The organism is Neisseria sp. HMSC069H12 (assembly GCF_001812735.1).
Lineage (GTDB): Bacteria > Pseudomonadota > Gammaproteobacteria > Burkholderiales > Neisseriaceae > Neisseria > Neisseria subflava.
This window is the reverse complement of sequence record NZ_KV810247.1, coordinates 1-14636: the sequence shown is the minus strand read 5'-3', so window position 1 is coordinate 14636 and position 14636 is coordinate 1. Positions and strand designations below refer to the sequence as shown.

Genomic DNA, 14636 nt, shown 5'->3' with positions numbered 1-14636 from the left:
ATTATCGAAATAGTCGTACATCGATAATCTATTTATACAAAGGCCGTCTGAAACAATCCAATGTTTCAGACGGCCTTTTTATGAAATCAAAAATTGCTAGAGTTAAGACAGAGGTCTTTATTCGCAATTTAAGCCTTTTGTTTTTTCGGCGAATGTATCCATGGCAATTTGGCACATACGTTCACGTTGGCCTACGTCGGCGGCGGGCAAGATTTGGCGCAGGTATTTTGTGTTGTCGCGTTGGAACGATGCTTTATCGCCTGCTTTTTTGTAACACGCATCCGCGCGGGTAAAGTATTGCTGGCAGATTTTCGGCAACTCTTCAAAGGATAAAGGTTTGCTTTTGTGCATGCCGTGCGCGGAGACGGATAAGGAGGAAAGAGTACACAGTGCAATGATTAAGGTTTTTGAAATGGTTTTCATGGTAAGCCTATTTATTGAAGTTGTTTAAATTAATTGTTCGCCCCAGTGCAGCTTTTGACGCAGGGTTTTGAAGTATTGGTAATCGGTAGGATGGAGGACGCGCAAGGGATTGTGATAGCGGTGGATGATGATGCGGTCAAAGTTTTGCACGTCGATATGGGATTGTCCGTCAAAATGTGCGCGTGCGTCGCCGCTTTTGGTAATGAGGATTTCGATCACGCTGGTGTCGGAGATGGCAATCGGACGGTTGGTCATGGATTGCGGGCAGATAGGCACAAGTGTGAAGGCGTGCAGACCGGCCTGCATGATGGGGCCGCCGGCGGCAAGCGCGTAGGCGGTCGAACCTGTCGGCGTGGAAATAATCAGGCCGTCCGAACGTTGGGTATAGACGAATTCTTGATTGATAAATACTTCAAATTCAATCATTTGTCCTGCACCGCCACGAGACAGTACGGTGTCGTTGAGGGCGAGGGCGCGTTCGATGGTTTCACCATCACGAATGATGCTGGCTTCGATGAGGATGCGCTCTTCGGGCAGATATTTGCCTTCCAGTACGGGGCGGATGCCTTCAACCATGGTATCGCGTGAGATTTGGGTGAGGAAGCCCAAGTGGCCTTGATTGATGCCGATGATGGGGACGGCGCGCGGGGCGACTTCGCGGGCGGCGGAGAGGAAGGTGCCGTCGCCGCCGAGCACAATGACGAGGTCGCAATATTTGCCCAGTTGGGCTTTGTTTACGATTTCGCAGTAGGCAGAATCTTGGATATAGACGCAGTGTTCTTCTACGCTCAATTCATCCAGATAGATGGTGAAGCCGTTTTTGCGTAGAAAAGAAACCAATGTGTGGACGGTATCTTGAATTTCGGGCGTATTGGGACGTGTAACGATACCGATGTTTTTAAATGGGCTTTTCATGATAGTAGGCCGTCTGAAATTAAGTGTCTAATCTATCCAGATATCGCGCTCGAGCCGGTCGAGGCGTTCGTTTAGGCGGGCAACGTCGTCACGCAGTTTGTCCACTTCTTCCAACCATTCGGCAAGCGTGGCTTGGTCGATAACAGGAGATTCGGGTTCGCGTGAAAAGTCGCTGATTTGCTCGGCAATGCTTTTGCCGATTTTTTTCATGGTGCGGCCGATATCGCCGGCGCGCGAACTGATGCTTTCTGCGGCCACATGACCGAATACCCGCGCCAAATCGTCGCTCGGATAATAGCGCAGTCCACCCAAAATAGGAAGGACGGACATACCCAATACCAAGTCGCCTTCGAGGCTGATGTCGCCCACGCCGGGCTGGCCGCCTTGGAGGATTTTTTGGATGGCGCTGTTGTGGAATGTGATGTTGGTGTCGGCGGTTTCGTTTGCGGTTTCAAGAAAACCTTGTTCGCTGATGCGTCCGGTCAGTCTGAAACCGGTCAGGCTGATGCAGATGATGCTGCCTGCAAATTCAGACAGCTCGCGCTGTTGCTCTGGATTTTGCTGTATCAGGTGGTTGATAAGGGGAAATAGGGCGGACATGGTTTACTCTGAATGCCGTCTGAAACGGATGAATGGATTGAGTCGCAATTTTACAGGCTTAGACCGTCTGCGCAAACGGTATTTACAATTTTGCCGTTGCTTTTGTCATCAACGATGAAATCAGGAGCCGGCAGTCCGAGTTTGGCCGCTTCGGCAGTATAAAATTCGGCCCGGCTTGGGTGGCGGGGTTCGACAATATTGCGGATACGCTTGCCGTCAGCTTGGCAGACCGTCTGAAAGAGAACTTGGACGGCAAGGTCTTTATGAAGAATATTGACGGGTTGATTGCCGCCTTGAATGCGTGTTTTTTGAACCAGCTTGGTAACAGGATGACGGTCGGCAGAATAAAGTCCGCCCAGTCGCAGTATGTCGATATGGGGGACGGCGCTTTCAAACAAAGCTTGCTCGACTGCGAGGATTTGACGGGCGGATTCGGTTTGCGGATCGGGAGACGTGGTTTCATCGCATATGCGTGTTTGGTCGCCATACACGCTGGTGCTGCTGGTGAAGATGATGTGTTTTACCTTAGATTGCTCGGCAAGTTGAATCCATTTTTTCAGGGTATCGGCGTAATGGTTTAATGACGAAGGCGGAAGCAGGCAAAACCATGTCGGCTTGTTGATATGGTTTTGCCACAAGGTCGAACTGTGAAAAATATCGTCTTGATTCAAATCGATGATGTTGAGTTCAATCGGCAGATTGATGTCGTCGGAAGTCAGATTACGTTTGACGGCGGCTACCTGACTACCTTGCTCATAACATTTTTGAGCCAGCGGCAGGCCGAGATAGCCTAAGCCGAGAATGGAAATATCGGGAAGGTGCATAAATAAAGCATCCGAAAATTAACAGGCCGTCTGAAAATCGCTTTAACTTGGTTAAAGCCACGTTTTCAGACGGCCTTTGTATGGAAGAATTAATGGTTGCTGCCGATTTTTTGGTCGAATTCGGCACGGTGTTCCGGCAGGAGGTAAGGGCGCAACAGGCTGAGTGTGCGGCTGATGCCCCGTACTTTGGAATCTTCGGTCAACTTGGCGCGGCCGCGCAGGGAGCTGTCGAAGTCGAACCAGTATTTCGTCACCATCCACATATTGACGGCAAGGTCGTTCATGGCGGTTTGGTCTGCGCTGATGATGTTCAGGCCGTTGAGCTGGGTCAGCAGGTTGACCAACAGCGGGGAAACTTTGGCTTGGGTAAAGGTATTGTGTTCGCCCAATAATTCGGCACTGCGGGCAAGCAGGGTATTCACATCGCTGAAAAGGAAACGGTATTCCCACATCACATCATAAATACCGGCCATGTAGTTGATGGAGTCTTCCACATTAGACGGTAATACGGCTTCGTTAAGGTAGGCAAGCAGGGCCTCGCTGTAACGCTTAAACAATTGGACGATGATTTCGTCCTTGTTGCGGAAATGGTAGTAGAGGTTGCCCGGGCTGATGCCCAAGTGGGCGGCAATGTGGTTGGTGCTGATATTGCGCTCGCCTTCTTCGTTGAACAAGGCGAGGCTGGCATTGATGATTCGTGTGTAAGTGTTGACTTTGGCAATGCGCGGCATGGGATACACTCCTTTGTTTTATAGGCTGTATGAAGTAGGCAGCCAGTTGGGTTCTGCGTGTAATTCTACCTGAAATTGAGTAAATACTGTATTACAAACATATTGTGCCAACTGGTGGACATCTTGCGCAGATGCATTGTTTTTATTTACCAAAACCAAAGCCTGTCTGTCATGCACTGCCGCACCGCCAATCTGATGGCCTTTCAGACGGCATTGGTCAATCAGCCAGCCGGCTGCGAGTTTGACCGAACCGTCAGGCTGCGGATAGCGTGGCATATTGGGGTATTGCTGCAACAAATCGGCCGCTTTTTCAGCGCTGACAACAGGGTTTTTAAAGAAACTTCCGACATTACCAAGTACGTTAGGATTAGGCAGTTTACTGTTGCGGATTGCACACACTGCATCGGAAACATCTTTGGCCGTTGCCTCTCGGCCTTGGCTCAGTTCGGCAACCGCGGCCGCTAAATCGCCATAGCCCAAGTTCGGCACAAAATGCTCTTTCAACGCAAAGACAACCGAAACAATCACATAACGGCCTTTGCCTTCCTGTTTGAACAGGCTTTCACGATAGGCAAAGTCACAGTCGGCATTGGAAAGCTCGACAAAGGTTTCCGTATCCAAATCAAAGCAGCGTACGCTATGGATAATATCTTTCGCTTCAACACCATATGCACCGATATTTTGTACCGGAGACGCGCCGACCGTACCTGGAATCAGGCTGAGGTTTTCCAGCCCGCTTAAACCCAGCTCAACCGTATGAAAAACAAAATCATGCCAAATTTCCCCGGCCTGAGCTTCGATATAAACCAGGCCGTCTGAACGCTCAATTTCGCGTATTCCCTTGTTTTCCATATGCACAACCAGACCGACGTAGTCCTCCATCAAAAGGATATTGCTGCCGCCACCGAGCCATAAAACAGTATCTCGGTTGAACTCGGGCAGCCGGATGATGTCGCGCAATTCATCGGCATGTTTGAGCGCGATAAAGGCTTGGGCTTTGGAGCGAAGACCGAAAGTGTTGTAAGGGGTGAGGTCGGTTTGGTATTGGATGGGTTGCATGGGTTTAACTTTAAAATAGGAATTCGTTGATTAAATAGCGTAATCAGTGGAGAAAGACTGCTTGTATTTTTCAGACGGCCTTATGCGATTTGCCCCTCTCTTTACTGCAAAGCTCCAGGCACCATACCAATGCGATGGCGGCAATCGTCAGTGAAACGGTCAGCGCGGTCCAGAAGCCGTAAATGCCCATATCGACATGATAGGCAAGCAGGTAGCCGGGCAACAGGCCGCAGCCCCAGAAAGCGACGGCATGGATGAACATCGGCATTTTGGTCACTTTATAGCCGCGCAGCGCATATGAAGCGATACATTGGGTGGCATCTGCCAGTTGGAATAGGGAGGCGAAAAATAAAACGGTCGCGGCAATGCCTAATACTGCCACATCGTTGGTGTACATACCGGCCAACTGAAAGCGAAAGATGACCAAGAGCAACGCGGTACAGGTGGCAAGTACCCAGCCCAACACCAGTGAAACGCCTGAAATATAACGCGCTCGCAGAAATTCTCGTCTCCCGAGAGAAAAGCCAACGCGTACCGTGCTTGCAGAGCCGACGCTTTGCGGAATCATATACAAAATGCCCGACAGGCTGATGACAACTTGTTGGGCGGCGACATAATCCTCGCCGAATGGTGCCACCAAAAAGACGATAAACGAAAACGCGCTGGCTTCTAGAAAATAAGACAAGCCGATGGGTGCGCCGATTTTCCAAATCTGTTTGAAAGCCGCCAAATCGGGTTTGCCGATTTTTGCTGTCAAACCAAACGGGCGGAAGAATTTTTCTTTGGCGATATAAAGCCACAAAGCCAATGCGCTGAACCAAAATACCGCCGCCGTTGCCACGCCGCAACCTGCGCCGCCCAAAGCAGGCATACCGAATTTGCCGTAAACGAACACATAGTTCAGCGGTACATTTAACACAAATGCCGCGAAGCTGACCAACATAATCACGCGCGGACGGTTCAAGCTTGAGGCATAGGCGTGCAGGGCACGGTGTATCATGGCGGCCGGCATTGCCAAGCTGGTAAAGAACATATATTGCGCCATCGTGTCTTCGACATAATCGTTCAATGTCAGCCAATGACGGAAAGGCGTAATCATCGCCCACATCAGCAGCATGCCGAATACGCCCAAACACAAGCCAAACCAAATGCCCTGCATTCCTGTTTTGCCGACTTCTTCGGTTTTACCTGCGCCGTACAGCTGGGCAATCATCGGATTCAACGCCGCCATCACGCCCATAAAGGTAATGTAAATCGTCGAGAATGCGCTGCTGCCCAAAGCCACCGCGGCCAAATCTTCCTTACCTGCGCCACCGGCCATCACCGTATCGACAAAACCAATACCCACTTGCGCCACTTGCGCTAACAGCATAGGCAGTGCGAGGGCAGTAAGCAGGCGGATTTCTTTTAAGAAAACAGGAAAGGCAAAGCGGTTGAGGTTCAGTAGCATAATTGTGTGTGGATTAAGGATAAAGGCCGTCTGAAATGGAAACTTAAAATTATAAAGGGTAATGCTGATAAGCAGGCAATATGTTGTTTAATCGCTAAATTTTTCAGACGGCCTTAAATGTCGGATGTCTTTTTACTGCTTCCAACCAGCTGTCCGGCGTTTGAAACTGCATCAGGCCGTCTGAAAGCGAAACCGCGGCTTGGGTAGTCGAAGCGCGGGTCAGTTTTTCGTTGGTTTCGGCATCGTAAATGGTGTAATCGATACGCAGGCAGCTTTCGATTTCGACGATGTCCATATCAACGCGGATTTTTTGGCCGAAACGGGCAGGGCGGATGTATTTGAGGTTCATCTGCACAATCGGCCAGCTGTACCCTTGCCGTCCCATTTCGTTGTAGTCGTAACCGATGGAAGACAGAAAAGCACAACGTGCGGTTTCAAGGTATTTGACATAGTTGCCGTGCCACACGATGTGCATGGCATCTACGTCAAAAAAAGGAACTTCAGTTTCAAAGCTGTGTTGGCAGTAGATGTGTTTTTTCATAGTTTAAAAGAGTGAATGTGATGGTTTCAGACGGCGTCTTCGCCCCAAAAATCATAAAAATTGAACCATTGTAGCGGATTTTGCGCACATTCTTGCGCCAGAATGTCGGCAAAACCCTGCATCGCGTCTTTGACGGCAGACTCGCGGTTGCCGCGTTTCCAGCTGGAAGTATCGGTAAAGCGGCGCAGTTTCAAATGATAGCGGCCGTTTTGTTTGACGCAAAACAGCGTGTTTACCTGCGTTTTTAAAAGCGAAGCCAACAGCCACGCACCTTGCGGCATAGGGGCGGTATGGCCTAAGAAATTAATATCGGCGGTTTTCTCGCCGCGTACAGGCACGCGGTCGGCCGCGATGGCAATCCATTCGCCGTTTTCGATACGGCTGTTCAATTCCATCATCAGGGTGGTGTCCAAATCTGTTACTTGAATCAGACGGATATGATCTGCACCGGCTTTTTGCAATGCCTCGTTAAATGCCTGCGCGTGTTTGCTGTGCACCAATACGTTGAGTCTGAAATCTTTATGGTGAGACACCAGCGCACGGCAAACTTCGGTATTGCCCAAGTGCGAACAGGCAAAAATCTGGCCGCGTTCGTTGCGCTTGATTTGCGAATAGATGTCGTCCGGATCTTCAATCACTAAATCTTCATAACGGATTTTGCGTTGCCACACGGCAAAACGGTCGCAAACCGCTTCGCCAAATGCGACGAATTGTTTGAATACGCTGTGTTTCGGCAGGACGATATGGGGAAAGGTCGTCTGAAGACGGGTTTGATAGCGTAAGACATGACGGCGCGGTTTGGGCGCGGTTGCATAAAAATAAAGCACCACAAACCAAATGCACAGCCTCATGAAAAAAGCCGGCAGATAGCGCACCATCAGTGTGGTCAGAGCAAGAAACAGGCGGCTGCCGCGTTCGGGCTGCGCCGCCCAATGGGTTTGTTTATTGTCGGCCATGGTTTCAGACGGCCTTTCCGAAAACTTTACCCAATCGGTGTTTCAACATACCGAAAAACAGCCGTGTGTGCATTTTGCTGATGCGGACATTGTCGGCAAAGGCATCAAAGTGGGACACGCCGTCGGCGGCGTATTGGACGGGCGTTTTAATCCAAACCGGTTTGACGTTGCGCCAGTAGAGGCGGATAAGGATTTCCGTATCGAAGTCCATGCGGTCACCTACGGTTTCTTCGCGGACGACGGATAGCGCGGGTGTAAGCGGATAGAGGCGGAAGCCGCACATGCCGTCTTTGATGTCGCATGACCAAGTGTGCAGCATATTCCAGAAATCGGTAATCTTGCGTCCGTAAAGCCGTGCTTTGGGCGCGTCATCGCCGTATTGCGGCCAGCCGCAAACAACGGCTTCGGGGTTTTGTTCTGCTGCAGCGAGAAGTTTGGGCGTATCGCTCAAGCAATGCTGGCCGTCTGCATCAACCTGCAAGACGTGGGTATAGCCATGTTCTTTAGCGTATTCCAAGCCGGTTTTGACCGCTGCGCCTTTGCCGCCGTTGATGGGACGGTAAAGGACATCAATGCCGTCTGAAACCAAAGCCTGCAATACAGGTTTGCATTCTTCGCGTGAACCGTCGTCCACAATTAAAACGTTTAAACCAAAGCCGCGCATGGTTTGGGCAACGTGGCTGATGGTGGTCGGATGGTTGTAATGTGGAATAAGGGCCAGGGTTTTCATAAATATTTTTTAGACGACGTTAACACAATGCAGAGTATAGCAAATAAACATGCCATGGCGTTTGAAAAGGCCGTCTGAAACGGCGAGGACAAAATCGTTTGATTTCGTTTTTCACTGTTTCAGACGGCCTTTGGTATGCCATTAATTCAGCATTGTACATGACCGACATCGAGGCATAAATCATGGAACTCGTTGAGCGTGCTGCGGTGTCCGATACTGATGATGATGCTGTCGGGCAGTTTTTGCTTTAAGGCGCGGTAGAGCATGGCTTCGGTCGGTTCGTCCAAAGCGGCGGTAGCTTCGTCAAGCAGGATGATTTTGGGCTGAGAGAGCAGGGCACGGACGAAGGCGACGCGTTGAAGTTCGCCGGGGGAGAGTTTGTGCTGCCAGTCATCAGTTTTATCTAATTTATCAACCAGATAACCTAATCGGCAAGTATTCATGGCGTCGATCAGTTCCGGATGTTGCTTGTCGATGTCGGGGTAACAAATTGCATCGCGCAGGCTGCCTTGTGCCGTGTACGGGCGTTGCGGCAGGAAGAGGATGTCTTGATGAGGCGGATGGCTGACTTTACCGCTGCTACCGAAAGGCCAAAGTCCAGCCAGCGCGCGCAGCAACGAAGTTTTGCCGCAACCGCTCGGGCCGCGTATTAGCAGGGAGTTACCGTTTTTGAGGTTGATGTTGATACCGTCTAATAAAACTTCGCCGTTGTGGCGGTATAGGGCAACGTTTTCTAAGATCAGGCCGTCTGAAACTTCGGTAAGGTCGGGTTGTCGTGCGGTGTGTTTTTCTTCCGTGCTCAGCAAAAAGCCGTACAGACGCTCCAGTCGAGCGCGGTAGGCGGTGAATTTGTTGTAGAACATCCGGAAGAAAGACAGCGCGTTTTGCAGTCGTGCGAAGGCTTGGACGGTCTGCTGGATGTCGCCGATTTTGATTTGTCCGGCAAACAGGCGCGGGGCTTGCAAAATAATGGGAAAAAGCTTGATGCCGTTGGTGAACATATCGTTAAAGCCGCTCAGGCAAACGCTTTGCCGTGCAATGCGCCAACGGTTGCGGATGATGGCTTTGAAGCGGTCGGCAAGCTGGTCGTGTTCGTGTTTTTCGCCGCTGTAAAACGCCACGCTTTCGGCATGGTTGCGCACGCGGATGAGGGAGTAACGGTAGTCGCCGTTGAGCTTTTCGTTTTCATAGTTGTAACGAATCAAAGGGTTGCCTATCCACATGGCGATAAAGGTCGCCAAAATCACAAACATATAGACAAACCAAACGATGCCGTGCGGAATGTCGAAGCCGAACACGGTCAGGATGCCCGCCAAGCCCCACAAAACAACGGCAAATTCCAGCGAGGTAACGACCGAATTAACCATGCCGCGCACAAATTCTATGGTCGAGGCAATGAAATCCTGTGCGTCCTGTTGGATACGCTGGTCGATGTTGTCCGGTGCATGGTGGCGCATTTGCAGGCGGTAGTAGTTTTTGTCGGCAAGCCAGCGTGAAGTCAAAACTTCATTGAGCCGCTCCGACCATTTAATCGCCAAGCCTTGATCGAGAAAGTCGTTGACGACGTTGTTAAACGCCCGTATCAACACCACGCCCGCGTTCATCGCTGCAAACATCCAAAACGCGGAGGCATTCAAATCCTGCATCGAGTCGTAAAGCCCTTTGGACATAAAGGTACTCAATACATTCAGCCGCACTTCGGTTAACAGCAGCGCAATCATCGCCGTAATCAGCAGCAATACTTTGACCGCGCTTTTCGGTGTCAGGCACAGCCGCAGGATATAGGCAAACTCACGCCCGAAGCGCGTTTTACGTGCCAAAAACAGAATCACCGCCGAGGCGGCGGCGACCATCAATAAGGTTTGTAACAGCCAAGACGGCGTGGAATAAAGCTCGGTTTGCCATTTTTGCATGTGCGTTGTCTCTTGAGGCAGGCAGCGGGCATGGGTCGTCTGAAACCCTGATTCTCCGCTTAATAAAATAATTTACAATTACTATGGATAAAGTTTTGATTGATGTTGTATTTTTGTTTTTACAAATAGTTATCATCACTTTTTATAGAAAACCAGAATGTTATCAAATATAATTCCGCAGCAAAATTACTTTGTGATTTTTAACGCTTATTGCAACAAAAATAACCCACCTCAAAGACAGAAGGAATCTATGAATAGCAAATTAGCCCTGATGCCGCTTTTGATTATGAGCGCGTTTTCTTATGCCGCCGATGAAGCGACACCCGAAACCCCTGTGCAACAGCAGTTGCAGGAAGTCAATGTCCGCGCCGACGCCAAACGCGTCAAAGCCGCCCGTTCTTACTCCATCGCCAGCGACGGCGACTTGCGCGACCGCGTGAACTTGGGCGTATTGGGCAAAGCCAATGCCTTTACCGCACCGATTACCGTCGTCAACTACGACGAACAAGCCCTCAACAATACTGAGGCGCGTACTTTGGTGGATGCCGTAGCGAAAAAAGACGCTTCCGTTTGGCAGTTCGGCGGCGAAAGCAACACGCTTACCGGTTTGTATTTCCGCGGTTATCAGCTTGATGCGCGCCAATTCAGCGTCAACGGTTTGGCAGGTATGTACGGCACGCAAGGCACGGCCAGCGTGCATGTCGGTTCCGCACAACTGATTAAAGGCGCGTCCACCGCCGTAAACGGCATGGATCCCGAAGGCGCGGTATCTGGTTCCGTCAATATCGAAACCAAAAAAGCCGCCGATGAAGGCAACCGTAAAATCGGTTTGGGCTGGTTCAGCAACAACCGCGCCCAAGGCACATTCGACTTGGGTCAACGCTTCGGCGAAAACAAAGAATTCGGCGTGCGCGCCAACGGCAAACTGCGCCACGGCGACACCCCGCGCCACGGTTACAGCGAAGACAACAAAGAATTTGCCTTAAATGCTGACTATCGAGGCGAAAAACTGCGCGTGGCGTTCGACTCCATCTATGCGAAACGTAAAACCAACGGCGGCCGCGCGCGTATGCAGGATATTCAAAACGCCAACGGCCGCTTGTTTGACGCACCTGAAGGCAAAGTGAATCTGGCGCCGAGCTGGCAGGCTCAAAATACGCGCGGTCAAACGAATATGCTGACCTTCGAATGGGATGCGTTTGAAAATGCCCAAATTACAGGCGGCATCGGCTACAACAATGCGCGCTATTACGGTAATTTCGCCTCTCCTACCGTTACGAGCAGCGGTTTGACCTACAATTCGGGTCGCGCGCGTTTGACCGACCAGCGTTTCAAAACGCTCAGTATGAATCTGACTGCTCGCGGCGAATTTGAAACCGGTCCGGTAAGCCACAACTGGAGTACCGCATTTGACCGCATCGACCGTAAACGCACTACTTATCAAGGAGCACGTCAAACAAGAAGCAGCGTTATCGATCCAAGCCTTGATATTCCGACCCAATTGGCAAAATTGGATTCCAACTTAGGAAGCGCGTGGAGTGCAACGCCTTCATTGGATACCGTAATCAAAGTAAACAGTTTGGCGGTATCTGACACGCTTGGTTTTGCCGACAACAAATACCGACTCACTTTGGGCGGGCGTTTCCAAGCCGTCGAGCAGAAAAACAAATTAAACGGCCGCAAAGCGGATGCGAACCGTTTCAGCCCGATGTTGATGGCGGCATGGGTTCCGCAGCCTGATTTGGTGGTTTACGGAAACTATATGGAAGATTTGGAGCCGTCCGACATCCGTACCGATGACGACGGTCATGTAACGATGGCAGATCCGCGCGTCAGCCGCCAATTTGAAGTCGGCGTACGCAAAAACTGGGGCGACTTTGTCACCGCTTTAAACGCGTTCCAAATCAAACGCCCGGGCTACTGGCGCGGCAACACGACTTCAGGAACTGATTTCGCAGCGCGCAAAAATGCAGGCTTGGCTTATAGCGGTTCGGAGCAAGGCATAGAACGCAGCCGCGGTATCGAGTTCAATACCTATGCCAACTTGTTGAACAAAACCCTGCGTCCGACTTTCGGTCTGATGTATCTGCAATCAACCGTAAAAGATTATCCGAATTTTGCCGACAATTTGGTTAACGGCGTACAAGTCGCCAATCCGCGTGTAATTGCCAAAGCAGGTGTTGAGTGGGATACCCCGTTTGCCAAGGGCTTGACCTTGAACGGCAATGTTTCGTATTTCGGCAAGTCTTACCAAGACACGCAAAAACAATACGCCTTCCCGTCCTATACCTTGGTTGACGTAGGCGCGCGCTACAAAACTAAGCTGGGCAAAAATACCCTGACCGTCAGCAGCTCGGTAGAAAACCTGTTCAACAAAAACTACTGGCAGGTACAGCGCGGCCAATACGACCGCAGCTTCGCCGTCGTCGGTATGCCGCGCACTTATTGGCTGAAAGCGGAATTGGATTTCTAATCTGATTCCGGTTTGACCGTAATAGCAGGCCGTCTGAAAGGGAATGATAAAGAGCAAGAATTTGATTTTTATCCCTTTTCAGACGGCCTGATTTGATTGCCTTATGTTTTTTGCTTGAAAAATCTTACATGTTTTTTATGGATTTCACGCGAAACAAGGTTAATATTCCATTTTCACAATACATCATTCGAGAAGACATATGAAAAAACCCATCAAACTGACCCTGTGCGCCCTCGCACTCTCACTTTCCGTGCAAGCGCAAGCGGTTACCCATGCCGTGATTGAAACCAATATGGGCAACATCCAACTGGAGCTGGATGAAGTCAAAGCGCCGAAAACCGTGGCAAACTTTGTCAATTACGCTAAAAAAGGTTTTTACGACAACACAATTTTCCACCGCGTTATCGACAATTTTATGATTCAAGGCGGCGGATTTACCGAGAATATGGTACAAAAACCCACCGATAAAGCCATCAACAACGAAGCAGACAACGGCTTGAAAAATAACGTCGGCACCATCGCCATGGCGCGCACCGGCGATCCGAATTCAGCAACCAGCCAGTTCTTTATCAACACAGCCGACAATGACTTTTTGAATTTCAAAAGCAAAACCCCTCAAGGCTACGGCTATGCCGTTTTCGGTAAAGTTACTTCCGGCATGGACGTCGTCCGTAAAATCAGCAAAGTAAAAACAGCGACACGCGGCTTCCATCAAGATGTTCCAACAGAAGCCGTGATTATCCGCAAAGTCAGCATCAAATAATTTTGATTGTTTGAACACAAACAACAGGCCGTCTGAAACATTCAGACGGCCTGAATTTATTTATTTGATAATAAGCAGCAATTTGGGCGATAATTCAGCATCTACAATTTAAGGAGTCGATTATGCAAACCCGCCTGCCTTTTTTCGGTGTTGTCCGTGTCAGCGGTGAAGACAGGGCTTCATTTCTTCATGGTCAATTATCCAATGATATTAATAATTTAGCTTCCGGTCAGGCATGTTACGCCACATACAATACGCCTAAAGGCCGTGTGTTGGCGAATATGTTGGTCGTCAATCGCGGAGAAGATTTACTGTTGGTCATGGCGCAAGATTTGACCGAAGCCATCGTCAAACGCTTGAGAATGTTTGTCTTGCGTGCAAAAGTCGTCTTCGAGCTTATGCCTGATTTAGCAGTCAGCGGCGAGTTGGCAGACAATGCAGAGCCTCATCCTGCTGCCGAACCGCAACTGTCTTTCCCAGCTCAAATTCAAGAAAACACCGTAGAAATTGCCTTGCCGCACACAGGCCGTCTGAAAATTTCAGCAGCCGAAAACGCAGCCGAATATCAAGCAGGAGCCGAAAACGCGTGGAACCTGCACGAAATCCGCAGTGGCTATCCGTGGATTTGCGCCGCAACCAAAGAAGCAGCTGTTGCCCAAATGCTCAACCAACACATCATCGGCGCAGTCCATTTCCGTAAAGGCTGCTACCCCGGCCAAGAAATCATCGCCCGCGCCCAATACCGAGGCCAAGTCAAACGCGGTCTGGCCGTATTAAGCGGCGATTCTTTAGAAGCCGCCGGTATTGCCGTCAAAGTCGGCGAGGAAGAAGCAGGCGTCATCCTCAACACAGCACTGACTGAACAAGGCAGCCTAAGTCTCGCTGTTATCAAGTTTTCCGCGGCAGAAGCAACATTGACCGATGCAGACGGCAATGCTTTGAAACAGGAAGAACTGTTTTTTACGGTTGAGAAAGATTGATTGTTAGATGATTGAATAAAAAGCTTAAATTTAAGCATTAATCAGATTGAAATGAAAAAAAGAAAGGCCGTCTGAAATTCAGACGGCCTTTGATATTGAGTTTTGTTGGTACATGACCCAAGCTGCGTTTGTTGCTGACTGGATTACGGCATGGTTTGGAATCATTCGGTAGCAACAAAAACCGCGTGCGTGCGTGACTGCGCCACACACCCTACACCTTAATCTTAAGGTTTGCGTCGCCCGCAGGTAGCAACTGTATTTTTCACCCCGTCGGGCAA

At 50.0% G+C, this 14636-nt stretch carries 14 protein-coding genes; 3 read left to right on the top strand and 11 right to left on the bottom strand.

Annotated features, from left to right (window positions below; all coding sequences use genetic code 11):
* Positions 1–117: 117 nt before the first annotated feature.
* The 11 genes from HMPREF2872_RS03070 to HMPREF2872_RS03020 all read right to left on the bottom strand — a co-directional run bounded on the left by HMPREF2872_RS03070 (position 118) and on the right by HMPREF2872_RS03020 (position 10142).
* Entirely contained in the window at positions 118–423 is a 306-nt protein-coding gene (locus HMPREF2872_RS03070) for a hypothetical protein (protein WP_070631140.1), read from the bottom strand.
* 24 nt (positions 424–447) lie between these two features.
* Positions 448–1338: an NAD(+) kinase gene (locus tag HMPREF2872_RS03065; protein WP_070631138.1), complete on the bottom strand. Its 891-nt coding sequence runs from the start codon at positions 1336–1338 to the stop codon at positions 448–450.
* Positions 1339–1365: 27 nt separating this feature from the next.
* Positions 1366–1938 (bottom strand): ubiquinone biosynthesis accessory factor UbiJ, encoded by a 573-nt coding sequence (locus HMPREF2872_RS03060; RefSeq protein WP_049328968.1) that lies wholly within the window; start codon positions 1936–1938, stop codon positions 1366–1368.
* Positions 1939–1988: 50 nt separating this feature from the next.
* Positions 1989–2762, bottom strand: a complete 774-nt coding sequence (locus HMPREF2872_RS03055) for a Rossmann-fold NAD(P)-binding domain-containing protein (protein WP_070631136.1) — start codon at positions 2760–2762, stop codon at positions 1989–1991.
* 89 nt (positions 2763–2851) lie between these two features.
* Positions 2852–3493, bottom strand: a complete 642-nt coding sequence (locus HMPREF2872_RS03050) for a TetR/AcrR family transcriptional regulator (RefSeq protein WP_036491149.1) — start codon at positions 3491–3493, stop codon at positions 2852–2854.
* Between the two features lie 18 nt (positions 3494–3511).
* Entirely contained in the window at positions 3512–4552 is a 1041-nt protein-coding gene (gene murB, locus HMPREF2872_RS03045; RefSeq protein WP_070631134.1) for a UDP-N-acetylmuramate dehydrogenase, read from the bottom strand.
* Between the two features lie 70 nt (positions 4553–4622).
* On the bottom strand, positions 4623–6002 hold the full coding sequence (locus HMPREF2872_RS03040) for an MATE family efflux transporter (protein WP_070631133.1): 1380 nt from the start codon (positions 6000–6002) through the stop codon (positions 4623–4625).
* 103 nt (positions 6003–6105) lie between these two features.
* The gene (locus HMPREF2872_RS03035) at positions 6106–6543 is read right to left on the bottom strand and encodes an acyl-CoA thioesterase (protein WP_004519960.1); all 438 of its coding nucleotides are present in this window, start codon (positions 6541–6543) and stop codon (positions 6106–6108) included.
* Positions 6544–6569: 26 nt separating this feature from the next.
* Positions 6570–7499: an LpxL/LpxP family acyltransferase gene (locus HMPREF2872_RS03030; protein WP_070631130.1), complete on the bottom strand. Its 930-nt coding sequence runs from the start codon at positions 7497–7499 to the stop codon at positions 6570–6572.
* 4 nt (positions 7500–7503) lie between these two features.
* Positions 7504–8229, bottom strand: a complete 726-nt coding sequence (locus HMPREF2872_RS03025) for a glycosyltransferase family 2 protein (protein ID WP_070631128.1) — start codon at positions 8227–8229, stop codon at positions 7504–7506.
* Positions 8230–8375: 146 nt separating this feature from the next.
* Positions 8376–10142, bottom strand: a complete 1767-nt coding sequence (locus HMPREF2872_RS03020) for an ABC transporter ATP-binding protein/permease (RefSeq protein ID WP_070631125.1) — start codon at positions 10140–10142, stop codon at positions 8376–8378.
* A 250-nt stretch (positions 10143–10392) separates the two neighbouring features.
* Between HMPREF2872_RS03020 and HMPREF2872_RS03015 the strand changes: the two genes are divergently transcribed.
* The 3 genes from HMPREF2872_RS03015 (at position 10393) to HMPREF2872_RS03005 (ending at position 14358) form a co-directional block, all read left to right on the top strand.
* Positions 10393–12615: a TonB-dependent receptor gene (locus HMPREF2872_RS03015; RefSeq protein WP_070631123.1), complete on the top strand. Its 2223-nt coding sequence runs from the start codon at positions 10393–10395 to the stop codon at positions 12613–12615.
* A gap of 199 nt (positions 12616–12814) precedes the next feature.
* The gene (locus HMPREF2872_RS03010; protein WP_070631120.1) at positions 12815–13378 is read left to right on the top strand and encodes a peptidylprolyl isomerase; all 564 of its coding nucleotides are present in this window, start codon (positions 12815–12817) and stop codon (positions 13376–13378) included.
* 122 nt (positions 13379–13500) lie between these two features.
* Entirely contained in the window at positions 13501–14358 is an 858-nt protein-coding gene (locus HMPREF2872_RS03005) for a CAF17-like 4Fe-4S cluster assembly/insertion protein YgfZ (RefSeq protein ID WP_070631118.1), read from the top strand.
* The last annotated feature ends 278 nt before the right edge of the window (positions 14359–14636 follow it).